Consider the following 17,281-nt stretch of genomic DNA (forward strand, 5'->3'; position numbering starts at 1 on the left):
TTCTCCATTAATTTCCGGTTCCTACAAATCCATTTGATATGAAAAAACACCTTTGCCTGCTGGTTTCCGGCATGATGATCATGCACTTGCAAATGCAGGCACAAAATTCAGTCATTAAAAATAATGATCCACATATCCATTATATGGGCCGTGTCATTCAGACAAGTGATAGTGCACAGTTGTCATGGTCAGCAACAACGGTCAGCATAAATTTTAAGGGAACAGCCGTGAAAGTGAAGCTGAAAGACGAGCGGGGAGAAAACTACTATAATGTCGTACTGGATGGAAAAGTGATTAGCAAGTTACAACCAGATAGTACCGTACATACCTATACGCTTGCCAGTGGTCTGAAAAACGGGCATCATACCCTGGAACTGTTTAAGCGCACAGAATGGGCCATGGGCAAAACCTGGCTGTATGATTTCGAGGTCACCGGTACCCTGCTGCCTGCACCCGTAACGAAGAAAAGGAAAATTGAATTTTATGGTAATTCCATTACATGTGGGTATGCGGTAGAAGACAGCAGTGGTAAGGATAGGGGAACTGCCCCTTACGAGAATGCATATATCAGTTATGCATCACTCACCGCCAGGCACTTTAATGCCGAATATCATGTTGTGGCAAAGAGTGGGATCGGCGTACTTGTAAGCTGGTTTCCCCTGATCATGCCTGAGATGTACGACCGCGCAGATGCGACAGACGTTGCCAGTAAATGGGATTTTAGCAGTTATTCCCCCGATCTCATCGTGATCAATTTATTCCAGAATGACAGCTGGCTGGTTATGAAACCAGAACATGAACAGTTCAAGGCAAGGTTTGGTGATACAGCACCCGATGCCAGGACGATTGTTACCGCTTATAGCGACCTCGTGAAGAAGATCAGGGCAAAGCACCCAAAAGCGCAGATTATTTGTGCATTGGGGAACATGGACGCGACGAGAAAAGGATCTCCATGGCCGGGGTATATCAAAGAAGCCGTGGCAGGACTGCATGACGCAAAGATCACCACCTGCTTTTTCCCATACAAGGATACGCCGGGACATCCGAATGCAAAAGAGCAGGAAGCAATGGCGAACCAGCTGATCTCATTTATCAATAAGCAGGTAAAATGGTGATGGAGTATTCCTGGATCAACCAATATGTATAGAAAGCAAAAGCCGCTGTAACAGCGGCTTTTGCTTTCTAATACCTGTTAGCGCCAAGTTATCATGACTTCCCCGTGGACTTATAGGAAGAATTTATACCACCTGGCTGCACCTTTTTCAGTCAATGTTATACAAATAGCTAGATTGGATAAAAGAAATATAAAAAGTTAAATTAACTTACAGTTAGGCCGCTACTGATACCGGCTAAGCGTAATTGTCACTATTGAAGCATATTCCAGTTAGTTAATCGTATAAATTCCCAAAAAATAAGCACATGATCATCCATGAACACATTATCCAATAAAAACCTTTTCATTTATTAATTCCTAGTATACACCCGAAGTTACCGGCACTACCGGTATTATAAATTCTATTAATTATTTGCAAGTCCGGCGTTTGAACAATGTATTCAAACGGCTCAACGGCTTATATGAATTTTACGTTCTGAAACCTAGCCCCACCAGGATACAGAATTACCAGAGGGAATGTAAGAGACGGCAATAAGTGATCCGTCTTTTATGATAGCAATCAACAAACCAGATCTACACATGCTACGTGCTGTCTTACCAGCTTGTGTAGATACATACAGGTTGTTTTGAATTCGTGAACGAAACAGGCAAACCCTTCAGTCATTTCCTGATGTTATGTACTTCATTGTGATTTAATGAAAAAACGCACGTGTTTTTCAGGCTGACTATGTTGGCCAGGAACCTCTATACATAAACTTTCCACTAATTAAATATAATAGCTATGAGCAAAAAAGGAAAACTAGTAGTAATTGGATCCGGAATAAAATCAATTGCACATTTTACGCTGGAATCCCAGGCCCATCTTCAGCAGGCTGATATTGTTCTGTATGCAGCATCCGACCCGGTAACGGATATGTGGATACAAAAGCAAAATCCTAACTCATTTGATCTGTACCAATATTACGGCAATACCAAGAACCGTATTATCACCTACACACAAATGATAGAGCGTATCATGCTGGAAGTACGGGCTGGCAAGTACGTTTGCGCCCTGTTTTACGGTCATCCCGGTGTATTTGTAACACCGTCTCACAATGCCATTGAACTGGCAAGAAGAGAAGGCTATGAAGCAGAAATGCTACCGGGTATCTCTGCAGAGGATTGCCTTTTTGCTGATCTGGGCGTTGATCCCAGCATTCCGGGCCTGCAAACCTACGAAGCCACTGACCTGCTATTACGACAGCGCACCATCAACACCGAGATTAACGCCATCGTGTGGCAGGTAGGATGTGTGGGCGACATAGGATTCAAGTTTCATGGATACGACAACAATAAACTGAATGTGCTGCTGGACTACCTGGAAAAATTTTATGCGCCGGACCAGGTTGTTTACAATTACGTAGCCAGCATGTTCTCCATGGCAAACCCCAAAAAGGATAAATACAAATTATCTGACTTCCGCGACCCCTCTATTGCCAGGGAAGTAACTGGTATCTCTACCTTTTTTATTCCTGCTGCAAAAATGACGGATAGCGACACTGAAATGTCAAAAACCCTGGGACTGAAATCCGGTAAAGCCAGGTCAAATCCACTCATCTGCGATCATGAACTCTATCCTGCCTACAAAAAAGTTGCTTTAAAGAACATCGCTGAACATACCATTCCCGACGGTTATAAATTCAGTTTTAGCTCCGACGCCCTTTACAACCTTGTGTCTACTTTGGCGCTAAATTTCGAAGAGCTTTATAAATACAAGGAAAATCCTATCACATATTTAAAATCAATAGATGGATTAACACAGGTGGAACGCAATATGCTCAATATGCAACATTACGGAGCATTGCGCATGTTATTCAAAAGAGACCGTCATGAGGAAGCGAAGTTATTTGTACAGGATGTATTGAGAAATCCCGAACTCGGTAGTGACTATTTTGAAAAACAACAACTCGAGTACAATGCACTTAAAACTAAAACCATCAGTGAAAGTGATTATGAAGCAAGATTGGTAAAATGGTTTCAGGATAAAGGGTATGCCACCACGCCATCTGCCGTTACTGAAGCCGTTAATGGATTGGTGATTGAGGATGAACTTGATTTTTCAGGCGCCTACAATTGTGTCTTATCAGATAATGAGCAGCAGAAACCAGTATCAGTTAAAATCGATCTGGCCAGCAGAACAATCCAGGTCGATGATGAACTTATTTCCACACCTTACTTTGGCGGTGATCATATCCTGTGGTCAAAATCCGATAAAAATCATTCCACAGGTGTGCTCACATTTTCAAAGGAAACCTCCGGCTTCAACCTGAAGGGAAAATATTCCTCTAATGATACCGCCTTGCCGGAAGCATACAACATTATCGGCACAGCCGAAACTATTCTACACTGATCAATCGCACCATTCTTCGTAACACCTAAAGCACTAAACAATTATGAGTACAAATTTTTCAGGTAACTACCTGTCCTTTATCTTAGGCTCTGATGGTAAAACCTGGGAGCCAGGACCTGTTGTTTCAGTTGATACAACAAAGCAAATAATAGCCCTTGATGGCATACAGATGGTTAATCCCACTTTTACCAGTACGTCAGTTGTCTGGATGGCCTCTTCAGGTAATAATTCTTCCGGCTCCATTAAGTTTTACCAGAACAGTAGCGGTGGCAATGGATTTATAGGTGTCTATACAGAAGGATCCGGCAGTTTGCCAACAAGCAATAACTTCTCCGGCATTTCTTCACCAGCACCTGATGATCTCTCTACGTGGAACGGTAAGTATAATACATTTATTAAAAAGGGATCTAAGTTCCAGACAGATGGTACACTGACTATACAAGCCCCTAACGTATCCTATAATGGGGTTGATATCAGCAATTATATCTACCAGGGTACCAAGTCCACTTCCAACCTGGATCAGCTATCCTGGTTTATACCGCAGGGCAATAAACAGAATGTCATTGTCGATTTCTTTAAAGACAGTTCCGGCTTTTTAACGTTTGCAGGTACGCAGTGGACAAGTGGCGAGGCTCCTTCGGATAATAACTTTATTGGTACCACTAAACCTACCCCTGATCCTCCAACCATCACTGTGATAGTTGCCCTTGTCATTAATTCCGCTACTACAGAAGTATCTGAAGTAACCGAAGTGACTGAAGTAACAGAGGTAACCGAGGTGACAGAAGTAACGGAAGTAACGGAGGTGACAGAAGTGACAGAGGTTGTAGAGGTAGTGGAAGTCGTGGAAGTCGTGGAGGTTGTTGTAGCAGCAGCTGAGCAGGCACCGCTTGAAGATGAGGCATCCAGGCCTACAGAGGCAGATAAGGATAGTGATGCCGCAGCTAAATTGGCCCGGAAAGATACCGGCAAATCCGGAAAATAGATTTCCTGCCATCAGGATCATCTTTAATTCTTAAAGATGATCCTGATGGTGGTCAGAAAACGCCTTAATGCAATGCCGGGGGCAGGGAAGACCAGGATACTACCTGGATTGAAGACTTCCGGGATCCCACCGTCGCATCAATCAAACATGTGATGAGCGTTTTCATTCACCCTTTTATTGTTACCGCTACTACCAATGAAAATATATGAACACAGGCCATCCAGATAGCGAATTATCACAGGAAACAGTTGAAAAGCCAATACTTTATTACGATCCGGAGAAAGTGGGACTATCAGCATGGGCACGATCAACTTTTGGAACAGATCACCTGGAGGACCTGCATTTGCTGCCGGACCCCGTTCCGTTTAAGAACTATGTAGACCGGTTGTACTACCGGGTGAATCAGTTAAAAGACCGTGTGATGGAAATTGCTGAGGCGCTTCAATACATTAAAGAAGAAATCGTGGTACCGGTCGTAGGAGAAATAGAACGTTTTCAGTTCCCGCCCAGTATTCGTTGCCATCTTTCCGGTGCCGGAACCGCCTCGGCCTTTCACAAGGATGGAGAAGCCAAATATGGTGTCACTGCCAATTCCCTGAATCTATGGATACCTTTAACTAAAGTATGGGGCAATAACTCAATCCACATTGAGCAAAATGTGGATGCCGGGAATTTTAAGCCAGTTGTATTAGAACCGGGCCAAATACTCTTATTTGATGCTTATCATCTCACACACGGATCTTTTGCGAACGATACAATAGCTTCACGCGTTAGCCTGGACATTCGTTTTGTGCCCAAAGACATTACTATTGCCCGGAAATTAAACCTGTATGCAAGGCCGCTTCAGCAATGAACTGATCATATTCACAGTTCATTCCTTGCTGTTTTCTGCACGTTTTACAAACTTTTCTGCATTTTTCTGCCTGAATGTTCTAACTTGTATGCCGTAAATTTACGGTATGAACAAGGAACAACTCAAGCAGGCTTTCAAAGAACTTAAACCACAGCTGGCAGGCGATCTCTACTTCTCAGATGACTCTCTGGACCGCACCATCCTCATGGCATACTCGACAGATGCCTCTGTATACCAGGAGTATCCGCTGGGCGTCGCGCTGCCAAAAAACAAAGCCGATATTGCTGCGTTGATCCGCTTCAGCAAAACCAACAAAATCCCACTTATTCCACGCACGGCGGGCACCTCGCTCGCCGGTCAGGTAGTAGGGCAGGGGCTCATTGTAGACGTATCGCGCTATATGAACCGCCTCCTGGAAGTGAATAAAGAAGAAAAATGGGCACTGGTCGAACCGGGCCTGGAACGCGACGTATTAAACGAACTCCTGCAACCCTACGGTCTATTTTTCGGTCCGGAAACGTCTACCTCCAACCGGGCCATGATTGGCGGTATGATCGGGAACAACTCCTGTGGCCTCCACAGCATGGTCTGGGGCGCTACCCGCGACAATCTCCTGGCTGTAGACGTCGTATTAGGTAACGGTGAAACCACCACCTTTGACGATCTCGACGAAACCGGTTTACAGCAAAAAATGCTGCTCAACAACCTTGAAGGCAGCATTTACAGAACCATGCACGCACTGCTCTCTAATAAAGAAAATCAACAGGCAATCAGGGACGGCTATCCTGCCCGTACCGTAAAACGAAGAAATAGCGGCTATGCATTAGACGCTTTGTTAGACACCGTACCATACGGCGGTGAAGCAGCATTTAACCTTTCCCACCTCATTGCAGGCTCAGAAGGAACACTGGCCTTCGTAACAGCCGCCAGATTGAAGTTGCTCGACGCACCGCCAAAAGTAAACGGACTGGTATGCGTTCATTGTACTTCTGTCAAAGAATCGCTGCAGGTGAACCTGATCGCGGTGCAACATCCCGTTACAGCCTCAGAACTGGTAGACGATGTGATCATGAATTTTACCAAAGGACATCCTGAACACCAGCAAAACAGGTTCTTCATGGAAGGAGAACCGGCAGCGATATTGATGGTGGAATTCATGTGTCATACCGAGGAAGCTTTACAGGCGCAAACCAGCGCTTTTATCAACGAAGTCAAAGCAAAGCAGTTGGGTTATGCCTATCCATTGCTGCGTGGCAACGATATCAATAAAGCCTGGAACCTGCGCAAATCAGGTCTCGGCTTGCTCCGCAATATCAAGGGCGATGCACAACCGGTCAACCTTATCGAAGACTGTGCAGTCGCACCTGAAAACCTCCCTGAATATATTGATGAACTGCAGCACATGCTCGCTGCTATGGGACTGAAAGCATCCTACTACGCACACGCAGGTGCCGGTGAACTGCACGTTGAGCCGATTATCAATTTAAAAGTTGAAGAAGGCAAAAAGCAATTCCGCGAGGTGCTGGAGAAAACAGCTGCCATCGTAAAAAAATACAAAGGCTCGCTGAGTGGGGAACACGGTGATGGCCGTTTGCGGGGAGAATTCATCCAATTCATGATGGGTGAAAAATGTTACGAATATTGCAAGCAGGTGAAGCAACTATACGATCCGGAATACCTTTTCAATCCGGGTAAAATCATTGATCCGCCTCCTATGGACCAGTTCTTTCGATTCAAAGAACCGGCAAAAGGTGATAAGATCAAAACCTACTTCGATTTCTCCGATACCAACGGTATACTATCACTGGCCGAGAAATGTTCCGGCTCAGGCGATTGCCGGAAAACACATTTCGCAGGTGGTACCATGTGTCCTAGTTACATGGCGACCCGTTTTGAAAAAGATACCACACGTGCCAGAGCCAACGTACTCCGCCAGTTCCTTGCACAGGACAATACCGTGCAGGCGTTCAACCATGAAGAGATAGGGCACGCGATGGATCTGTGTCTGAGCTGTAAAGGCTGTAAAGCAGAATGTCCATCCAGTGTAGATGTCTCCAAACTGAAAGCAGAATACCTGCAACAAAATTACGATACCAACGGTACGCCGCTGAAAGCACGTATGATAGGAGAGTTTCCTTTCCTGAGTAAAATGGCATCGGTAGCGCCTGGGTTGTACAACTTTGCGTTTTCCAATAAATTCACTTCGGGTATACTGAAAAGGATGATGAACATGGCGCCGGAGCGCCACGTTCCGGCATTACAGCCACAAACACTACGGGCCTGGTACAAGCAATTCAGCAAGCAGCAGGCAGGCAAAACGTTTACACATAAAGTGTATCTTTTCTGTGACGAGTTTACAAATTATAACGATGTCCATATCGGGCAGCGTTGTATAGAACTCCTGACAGCGCTGGATTACGAGGTGATCATACCAGCACATATTGAAAGTGGCCGTACGCATTTATCCAAAGGATTAGTAAAAAGAGCGCAAAGCATAGCGGCAAAAAATGTGCAGCTATTATCGTTCCTGATAGACCAACCGCATTACCTGATTGGACTGGAACCTTCTGCCATCCTTACTTTCAGGGATGAGTATATCGATCTTCTTTCAAATGAGCTGAAAGAGAAGGCGAAAAAACTGGCATCAAAAGTCAGGTTGTTTGAAGAATTCTTATCAGCAGAAATGGATGAAGGGCGTATCCGTAAAGAGTCCTTCAGGACGGACGAACGTAAGATCATGATCCATGGACATTGCCATCAGAAGGCATTGTCTTCGGTCAATTATATCAAAAAAGTACTGTCATGGCCGGCACATTACGAGGCAACGGTGATTAACTCCGGTTGCTGTGGAATGGCAGGATCATTTGGCTTTGATAAAGATCATTACGAAACGTCGATGAAGATAGGGGAACTGGTATTGTTTCCTGCTGTAAGAAGTCAACATGAAGATGTGATAATAGCTGCGCCAGGCACGAGTTGTCGTCATCAGATCCTGGATGGAACGGGGAAGACGGCGATGCATCCGGCAGAAGTATTGTTTGCTGCGCTTGTTTAGAATACGGTCTTACTCAACACTACTTTTAGCGGCTACTCTACGCGCGGTCATTTTCTTATAACCCAATACACCCGCAATAGTCAGCAACACAAAAGGCCATAACTGCAATAAAAACAGCAAGACATTACGCAGGGCTGTTGTACCGGTATACAAAGCGGTCAGCAGCTCTGTCCCAAACCCTGCACGGATCACGCTTTCAGGATTTACAATGATCTGCACATCTGCCTGCTGTGGCTGTGATAACTGCACCGTCAAAGTTGCAAAATTCGCATCATCCAGGATAGCAAAGTTGGCAATCTTCCGATCGATCACTTCATCCTTTTTATTATCCTGGTAGGTAGCTGTCTGCAAAGGGTCAGACTTTTTCGTTACAGCAACCGGTGTTGCAGGTTCCTCATTCTTCATGAAATTTTTCAGGTATTCCAGCGTCTTATCATCATCCTTCAATGTTCGGGTACTTACAAAAGTCGCTACACTGTTGAGCGTGCTCACGAGCGTATCCAGCTTTACTGCAGGCACTTTCAGTGTCAGGTTGGCAATAGCGGTGTACAGTTGTACATGCTTCAGAGAATCACCTTTATAAGGCAAATCCTGTGCAGTGCCCATTTCGTTGGAGAGCGTGCTTTCAACCACGTAACCTTCCAGACCTTTAGTAACACGTTCCAGTGTGGTAGCCGCGCTAAATACATTGGCTACACGAACGTTAACATCAGCAGTTCTCACATGTTTTCGTGCCGGGGAATTGAGCGGCGGCACTTCTTCTCCAGCCTGCGCTGCAGCATCTGCCGCCTTTATGTAGGAGTTGTTTTTTTCTTTTGCGACAGCACTGTCTAAAGTAGCTTCATAGCTTGTATTTCCTGCAGAGCAGGCATAGAAAGTCAGGGCGGGGACCACCAGGTAACAATAAGGACGCATAAGAGTGTGTTTTCTTTTTATACAGCGAAATGGGAAAGGTAACCTTTGAGGAAAAGTTTAAAAAATGTTAAATTGGTTTGAACCACTGCTGGCATTATGCAGTAGCATTCCTGCAGGAATAATCAGCGTGTTTGCAATATTGCCTATTTTTCTTTTCTTTTGTTCACTGGCCCGGTTAGCGATTTTTGTACTAAATAAGAAACCAACAGCAATTAAAATAATGAACAGACTACATTGCATGAAAGATATCGGCATGACAAGAAGAAGTGGAAGGAAGGGGAGAGACATGACAGTCCTGCATTCTACCAGACTTATTTCATTACTTTCGTACCTGTTGCTGATTTTAATCTGCCTGTACAATTGTTTACCGGTTAAAGCGCAGCAATACCCCTTATCCGCGCGATGGATATCCGTCAATGACACAGCCGCGGATAAAGCCAATACCTGGATTGCTTTTCGAAAAGATATCAGATTTAGCCAGCAACCTGCCACAGCATGGGCTACCATTAGTGCAGATACCAAATACTGGCTTTGGATCAACGGGAAGCTGGTTGTTTTCGAAGGTGGGCTTAAACGTGGCCCCAATCCCAGGGATACTTATTACGATAAAATCAATCTGGCTCCCTACCTGGTAAAGGGCGACAATCGCGTAGCTATCTTGTTATGGCATTTTGGTAAAGATGGTTTTTCTCATATAAACAGTGGAAAAGCGGGATTGCTTTTTCATATAGATGCAGGTAATATAAAATATGAAAGTGACCATAACTGGATGTGCCGTATCCATCCGGCTTATGGAACGGCCGGCGACCCGCCGCCTAATTACCGTTTGCCTGAATCCAATATCTGTTTTGATGCAAGGAAAGATATTGATGGCTGGCAAACATTACCTTCAGACGCACTACCCGGATTTTCTGCGGCCAAAGAAATAGGTGCTCCTGGCGATGCGCCATGGAACCAGCTGATTGAAAGACCCATACCACAATTTAAAAACTATGGTGCTAAAGAGGCTGTTTTTAAACGTATCCCAGGCGAAAGCAACGATACGATCAAAGCGTTGCTTCCTTACAATATGCAAATGACCCCGATCATAAGTATCGCAGACGATTCGGGGGGCCATCTTATTCGTATCAATACAGACCATAGCGTAGCAGGCGGCACTAATAATATAAGGGCCGAATATATCACCAGAAAAGGTATACAACACTACGAATCCTACGGATGGATGAACGGTGAAAAAATAGTATTGATCGTGCCCAGGGAAGTGCAGGTATTAGGTGTAAAATACCGGGAAACTGGGTACGACAGCGAACCTGTCGGCAATTTTTCGTGTAGTGATACATTTTATAACAGGTTTTGGGAAAAAGCCAAACGTACTTTGTATGTCAATATGCGGGACAATTTTTTTGACTGTCCTGACCGTGAACGTGCCCAGTGGTGGGGAGATGCTGTCCTCCTCATGGGAGAAGCCTTTTACACGTATTCTACATCCACACACGCATTGATGCGTAAGGCGATTGACCAGCTTTGTGCGTGGCAGCGTGCCGGAGGTGAACTGTTTGCACCAATCCCAGGTAATTTTAATCAGGAACTTCCAGACCAGATGCTTACCAGCATAGGGAACTATGGTTTTTGGAACTATTACATGAATACGGGAGATCGCAAGCAGATTGAAAAGGCCTATCCTGCCGTTAAAAAGTACCTGGGCTTATGGAAAACTGACGAAACGGGATTGACTATACTACGGCAAGGCGGTTGGCTTTGGGGAGACTGGGGAGAGCACAAAGACATCCGCCTGATATTGGCTGGCTGGCACTATATAGCTTTGGATGGAGCGGCAAAGATGGCAGACCTGCTTGGTCAGCGCAGTGATGCCAGGCATTACCGCGATATCATGGAGAAGGTAAAGGAGGGCTACAACAAATGTTGGAACGGATCTGCCTACCGCCATCCCTCATACCAGGGCAGCACCGATGATCGGGCGCAGGCGCTCGCAGTCATCTCCGGTATTGCTGACAGTAGCAAATATGCTGCGATCCTTGAAATACTTAAATCCGAACGCAATGCCAGTCCCTATATGGAAAAATACGTGATGGAAGCGCTGTTCAAAATGGGAAAAGGAACATTTGCGCTTGCCAGGACGAAGGTTCGTTTTGCGGAAATGGTCAATGATCCTGATTACACTACATTATTCGAAGGCTGGGGGATAGGCGAACATGGATTTGGAGGAGGAACCACCAACCATGCCTGGAGCGGCGGCGCGCAGATCGTTATAGCGGAATCACTTTTTGGTATCAGGCCGATCAAAGCAGGTTACCAAACGTTTTTAGTAGAGCCACAGCCTGCAAGCTTTACATCAGGAGCACTGACAGTGCCCACCGTGAAAGGGCTAATTTATACAGCCTTCCGGAATGACGATACTGGTTTCAGATTACAGCTAAAAGTACCTGCGGGAACAACAGCGTTTGTAAAGCTGCCATCAGGAGCAGCGGTTACTTTGAACGGCAGGCAGGTTGAAGAAACCCCGACAGCAGGAACAAAAGATGAACCGACATTTGTCACACTTAAATTACCAGCTGGTGATTATAATATAGAGAGGAGTAAAGCGCTCTAGCAACAGTTTTGTCACTGCCTGGTACCTGTCAGGTATGCGTTACATCCAAAAACGATTTGAATCCAGCATTCCCGGAAGGTAGCTCAAACTGTAGGCGGCCGTTGTCTGCATCTTTGTAGTATTTCATCAGCAAACTATTTGCCACTCCGGAATTACCGGGGGAAAGCGGATGCTGATTCGATATATGGAATTCTCTAAATAGTAATGCTGCATCATGCACACATCACGTTGTTTTATTTTTTTACGTTAATGACGTAGTTCCCGGAAGGTAGCTCAAACTGTAGGCGACCTTTATTTGCACCTTTGTAGTATTTCATCAGCAAACTGGTTGCCACTCCGGAATTACCAGCGATCTGACTGGGGGAACCAGCTATTATCAATACAGATGCAGTGGTGTTGGCTGGTATCTGGATGGCGTAACAGCAGGTGTTTTTGTCTGCTCTCCAGCTTACTGAGATCCTGCCGTACATAGAATCATAATACCCTTTGGCAAATTTCATTGTGCCGGAAGGATCGGGTTCGGGAGCAATGATAAAGTGCTTAAAACCCGGGCTATCTTCATCGCGTTGAATACCCAAAACGTTTTCGTACATCCATGCACCAACAGCGCCAAAAGAATAATGGTTGAAAGAGTTCATATTATTATTACCTCCAAAGCCCTGATCATGGGTATAGGAGTTCAGGCGTTCCCAGATGGTAGTGGCACCCTGGGTTACCGGATAAAGCCATGAAGGATACAATGTGTCCTGCAACTGACGGTAAGCCGTCTCCTGGTGTCCTCCCTGGGACAGTGCCTTCGACACCCATGCAGTGCCGATAAATCCTGTCATCAATGAATATCCGGGGTACAATCTGTGGTCATCTCCGGTATTTTTACGTTGTACAGCGTTATTCAAAAGGCTGTCAGCCAGTTGTTTTTTATCCTGATCAATGATTTGAAATGCTACAGGCAACGCATATGAGGTCTGCGTATCTACGATTTTCCCCCTGAAGGCGGTAACGCCGGTTTTTGCATCAAGATAATTGCGGTTAAAGAAGGCTTTTCTTTCCGCCAGTAGTTGGCCAAACCGTTGGGCATCGTCGCTTTTGTTGAGCGCCACCGCCATTTTACCTAATATCTCCAGATCATATACCAGGTATGATTCCCACAACAGTGTTTTTTCTGTTTTATCGTATTCCGGACTTAGCCAATCCCCCAGGCTGGACCAGTTGTTCCTGTTTTTTTCATCCAGCACCCCGGTTTTCGGATCAATCTGCCTGAGCAAAAATTCGATGTAGCTTTTCATAGCCGGATAATGCTCCTGCAACAAAGCTTCATCTCCATACTGCAAATAGCTTTCCCAGGCTACGGTAATCCCGGCGCTGCCCCACAGTGCGTCTCCAAAACCGCCACCGAGTGGTGCGACGTCAGAGAACCTGCCATCAGCACGCTGTACGTCTCTCATAGCGAGCATGTGCTTGCGTAAAAACTGGGGTACATTGGTGAGGTAAGTGGCTGTACGTGCGAAAACGGAAATATCTCCGCTCCAGCCTAAGCGCTCATTACGCTGGGGACAATCTGTGGGGATAGACATAAAGTTTGCAGCCGTGGACCACCTGATGTTTTGCCACAAGCGGTTCACCAGTGGATTAGAAGTTTCAAAAGAGGAACTGAACTGGTGTACAGAGCTTAATACATCAGCACAGACTGCTGATAAAGGCAGTGGGTGCTTGATTCCTGTAATTTCTATATACCTGAAACCATGATAGGTAAATCTGGGAGCAATGATCTCCTCTCCACCGTGAGATACGTAGATGTCCTGGGCCATCGCCGCACGGATGTTTTCGAGCATCATCATTCCTGCATGATCTTTATATGCCGGAAGGTTGGGGTATCTGACTTCTGCGTAGCGTAAGATTACCTTACTTCCAGCTTCCTGGCCGCTCAGGCGGATATGCGGGACGCCAGCTATGTTCTGCCCCATATCGTAAACAAATACCCCCGGCCTTACTTCCTCCATCGATCTGGCAGTTAACCTGTCTATTTTCCTCACTGTTTCACCGGTCTGGCCGATGATAGCGAGTTGGCTATAGTCGTCTACCGCGGGCATTCCATACAGTTTGTTCACAGTATCGATACTAATGTTGTGCTGCAGTGGTACCTCGGCGGCCTTTTTCCATGCGGTGTCTTTGTATGATGCAAGCGTCCAGTTCCGGATGACATTTTCCCTGGTCGCATCGTATACTTCCCCCTGGAACATACTGCCGTAAAGCCAGGGGCCTTTGTTGTATATTTTCCAGGTGACCGGATCTGTAACAACCGTATTTTCATGGCCATCGGCATAGGTGATCACCAGTTTGGCCAGTAAGGACTGCCGGTCTCCAAAGAAGTTCCAGAAATCGCCCATATAAGTACTTCCTCCACTCCACCAGCCTTCCCCTAAAACGACGCCCATGGCATTCTCACCGGCACTTACATAGTTTGTAACGTCAAATGTCTGGTACATCTGGGTTTTTGTATATTGTGTCAAACCCGGGTTAAAATAGTCATTCCCTAAATGGTGACCATTGATGTAAGCCTCATAGATGCCTCTCGCTGTTATATATAAACGGGCTTTTGCAACCTTACCCGGTTGAAGGTCGAATTTGGTGCGTAGGAGGGGCATAGCTTTGTTTTCCGGACTGATTAGATGCACGGCGGCAGCCGCCTGGCTATTCAGTAAAAATGGCGCTTTATAGCATTCGTATATGATGTTGGATGGACTTCTGTAATGGCGCACCTGCAGGTGGGAAAATAGCGCCTTCTCCTGTTTACCTACGGAAAAACCGATATCTGCCAGTACGGGGAAGGCAATAAAATCGCCGCCCTGTCCCAACGGATTCAGTCCGATTCTACCCACCAGGTTTTTAGCCGCTTCACCGTCAATATAAAGCCTGGTATCACCCATTACTGATGATACATGCAGTTGATGCGGGAGGTAGCAGTTGGCCTGGTTGATAAGTGACAATGGTACTGTAAACGTTTTCAGGGGTATACCAGATTTCTCCCCAGGTTGGTAACCCGTCCTGAATACGTGTAGTGATGCCGGGCTGCCACTTGTCAATGGGGAAATGTCCAGTTCAATCTTTATGTAAGAACTATCTTTCGGGGACTGTATATTGAAGTTGTTTTTGTTTTTATCCAGCAGCCGCATGTCATTAGCCCCCCAAATGAGTCCGGCGTGGGTTGAATGGGATGCTTCGTCAAGCTGTATGGAACAGTTTAATTTGAAAACAGGCAGGTACTGCGCATATAAAACAAGATCCTGATCGTCTCCACCTATCCACCGGGCCTTTTCCCAGGCCGAAATCCTGGTATCCATCAGGCCTGTCTCAAACCGTGATTTTCCCATTGCGGCAATGCCATCCTGGTTCCATACCTTGACTTTCCATTGATAGATAGTTCGTGGCTTTAATGGGGCGCCGTTATAGGCAATATTTAAAGAGATACCGCTTTTTACTTTACCTGATTGCCAAACGATATCTCCCCGGTCTGTACTTACTTCAATTGAATAAAAAGACTGACTGGTGTTGGGCTTGTCGGCATTCATCTGCCAGCTAAAGCGTGGGTGTGGAATATCTATCCCCAATGGTTCAATGGTATATTCAGTTCTCAGATTCGCTACTGTCAACTGCGGTGTTTGTGCATATATCGTTTTGCAGAAGCAACTCAGGCACAGCATGAAAGGAAATAGGTGTGTTAACCTCATTGGTTTTTATTTTTGACGTCCTGCGCTGCAATATTCAATAGTTGACAGTGCTGAGAAATAGTTTTGAAATGTGTTAACTGGTATGCTTTCATCATTTAGCATTTCCTGGCGGTCTAATTTACATCTTACATTCTCAAATTCTTACAGTATACAGGTACAAATCCCTAACAATGGAATTATTTGAGGATAGTGGGGGAAAAATTCTCAATTTCTTACTGTGTACAGCTACAAATCCCTAACAGTGAAATTATTTGAGAATAGTGGCGGAAAATTCTCAAATTCTTACAGTATACAGGTTCAAATCCCTAACAATGGAATTATTTAAGGACAGTGGCGGAAAAATTCTCAATTTCTTACTGTATACAGCTACAAATCCCTAACAGTGAAATTATTTGAGGATAGTGGTGGAAAAATTCTCAAATTCTTACTGTATACAGGTTCAAATCCCTAACAATGAAATTATTTAAGGACAGTGGCGGAAAAATTCTCAATTTCTTACAGTATACAGGTTCAAATCCCTAACAATGGAATTATTTAAGGACAGTGGCGGAAAAATTCTCAATTTCTTGCTGTATACAGGTTCAAATCCCTAACAATGGAATTATTTAAGGACAGTGGCGGAAAAATTCTCAATTTCTTACAGTATACAGCTACAAATCCCTAACAAAGGAATTATTTGAGGATGGTGGCGGAAAAATTTGAGGATAGTGGCAGAAAAGAGGTACGAGCGGCTGATAGGGGTTGTATACCTGTTTAATGACTGCTGTTCAGGCAATACAAATGTTTTGCTGGCTGTCTGGTATGTTGTGTGGGAGAGAGGTTTAAAGTAAGCCAAAGATGGAGGTCTTTATAGCGATACATTACAGCAGAAATATGTATGTAAGTGCAATCAATTGTAGGATATTCAGTTTAATCCTTGTCTGGTTATTATTGTAAAGAAGCAGGGGAAAGTGTAATCACTATGTTTAAGAAGCAGGGGAGATTTCACGGGAATTCCACGGGGGATATACGAGCAGTATGCCTGCATAAGGCGTTCCCAACGGGTAGAGAGCATCCGTTTGCCCAAACAGTTTATTTAACATAATATAAATTATAGGTAAAAATAGTAAGAAGGTTTTAAAGCTTGCTAAAGTGGCACAGCAAGTGTTAATTGCTATGCAATATGCGGTCATACTATGACAAGAGCCTGATACCAGTAAAATCAGATTACCATCACTAAATGACAATAACCTAATCCTAATATCATCGGGTTATCATCAAACTCTAGCAACAACCCGATTTCAATATTATGCGATCATCGCCAGTTGATGACGATAACCTGATCGTAATATCGTAGGACTATCATCACATGATAAAAATAACCTGATTTCAATATTATGCGATCATCGCCAGTTGATAACGATAACCTGATCGTAATATCGTAGGATTATCATCACGTGATAACAACAACCTGATTTCAATACCATACGATTATCATCACGTGCTGACTATGACCTGATTCGAATGTCCTACGATTACCATCACGTGATAACAATAACCCGATTCCAATATCATACGATCATCAAAAGTTCACTATAAGTACACCAGAAGTGCACTTGTATATCAATTCGATATTGAGGTGTACTCCTGGT

8 protein-coding genes are annotated in these 17,281 nt (G+C 44.8%); 6 read left to right on the forward strand and 2 right to left on the reverse strand.

The genetic code is table 11. From position 1 onward, the window contains the following. Positions 1-38: 38 nt before the first annotated feature. The 5 genes from ABDW33_RS13810 (at position 39) to ABDW33_RS13830 (ending at position 8,396) form a co-directional block, all read left to right on the forward strand. Positions 39-1,115 (forward strand): SGNH/GDSL hydrolase family protein, encoded by a 1,077-nt coding sequence (locus ABDW33_RS13810; protein WP_343690649.1) that lies wholly within the window; start codon positions 39-41, stop codon positions 1,113-1,115. Positions 1,116-1,895: 780 nt separating this feature from the next. Then, a complete protein-coding gene (locus ABDW33_RS13815; protein ID WP_343690650.1) occupies positions 1,896-3,503 on the forward strand; it encodes an SAM-dependent methyltransferase in 1,608 nt (535 codons plus the stop codon). 43 nt (positions 3,504-3,546) lie between these two features. Then, entirely contained in the window at positions 3,547-4,488 is a 942-nt protein-coding gene (locus ABDW33_RS13820) for a hypothetical protein (protein WP_343690651.1), read from the forward strand. A gap of 205 nt (positions 4,489-4,693) precedes the next feature. Then, positions 4,694-5,341 carry a hypothetical protein gene (locus tag ABDW33_RS13825; protein ID WP_343690652.1) on the forward strand — a complete coding sequence of 216 codons (648 nt, stop codon included), beginning with the start codon at positions 4,694-4,696 and terminating at the stop codon, positions 5,339-5,341. Positions 5,342-5,447: 106 nt separating this feature from the next. Then, on the forward strand, positions 5,448-8,396 hold the full coding sequence (locus tag ABDW33_RS13830) for an FAD-linked oxidase C-terminal domain-containing protein (RefSeq protein ID WP_343690653.1): 2,949 nt from the start codon (positions 5,448-5,450) through the stop codon (positions 8,394-8,396). A gap of 9 nt (positions 8,397-8,405) precedes the next feature. Here ABDW33_RS13830 and ABDW33_RS13835 read toward each other — a convergent pair whose 3' ends face one another. Continuing rightward, a complete protein-coding gene (locus tag ABDW33_RS13835; protein WP_343690654.1) occupies positions 8,406-9,311 on the reverse strand; it encodes a DUF4349 domain-containing protein in 906 nt (301 codons plus the stop codon). Between the two features lie 220 nt (positions 9,312-9,531). Between ABDW33_RS13835 and ABDW33_RS13840 the strand changes: the two genes are divergently transcribed. Then, positions 9,532-11,922 carry an alpha-L-rhamnosidase C-terminal domain-containing protein gene (locus ABDW33_RS13840; RefSeq protein ID WP_343690655.1) on the forward strand — a complete coding sequence of 797 codons (2,391 nt, stop codon included), beginning with the start codon at positions 9,532-9,534 and terminating at the stop codon, positions 11,920-11,922. Positions 11,923-12,155: 233 nt separating this feature from the next. On the opposite strand, the gene ABDW33_RS13845 is transcribed toward ABDW33_RS13840, so the two are convergent. Then, positions 12,156-15,650 (reverse strand): family 78 glycoside hydrolase catalytic domain, encoded by a 3,495-nt coding sequence (locus tag ABDW33_RS13845; protein ID WP_343690656.1) that lies wholly within the window; start codon positions 15,648-15,650, stop codon positions 12,156-12,158. Positions 15,651-17,281 lie beyond the last annotated feature (1,631 nt).

The organism is Chitinophaga sp. (assembly GCF_039596155.1).
Lineage (GTDB): Bacteria > Bacteroidota > Bacteroidia > Chitinophagales > Chitinophagaceae > Chitinophaga.

Bases quoted from the DNA above. Each gene is read 5' to 3' on its own strand.
- ABDW33_RS13810 (WP_343690649.1), top strand. From the start codon at position 39: ATGAAAAAACACCTTTGCCTGCTGGTTTCCGGCATGATGATCATGCAC.
- ABDW33_RS13815 (WP_343690650.1), top strand. From the start codon at position 1,896: ATGAGCAAAAAAGGAAAACTAGTAGTAATTGGATCCGGAATAAAATCA.
- ABDW33_RS13820 (WP_343690651.1), top strand. From the start codon at position 3,547: ATGAGTACAAATTTTTCAGGTAACTACCTGTCCTTTATCTTAGGCTCT.
- ABDW33_RS13825 (WP_343690652.1), top strand. From the start codon at position 4,694: ATGAACACAGGCCATCCAGATAGCGAATTATCACAGGAAACAGTTGAA.
- ABDW33_RS13830 (WP_343690653.1), top strand. From the start codon at position 5,448: ATGAACAAGGAACAACTCAAGCAGGCTTTCAAAGAACTTAAACCACAG.
- ABDW33_RS13835 (WP_343690654.1), bottom strand. From the start codon at position 9,311: ATGCGTCCTTATTGTTACCTGGTGGTCCCCGCCCTGACTTTCTATGCC.
- ABDW33_RS13840 (WP_343690655.1), top strand. From the start codon at position 9,532: ATGAACAGACTACATTGCATGAAAGATATCGGCATGACAAGAAGAAGT.
- ABDW33_RS13845 (WP_343690656.1), bottom strand. From the start codon at position 15,650: ATGAGGTTAACACACCTATTTCCTTTCATGCTGTGCCTGAGTTGCTTC.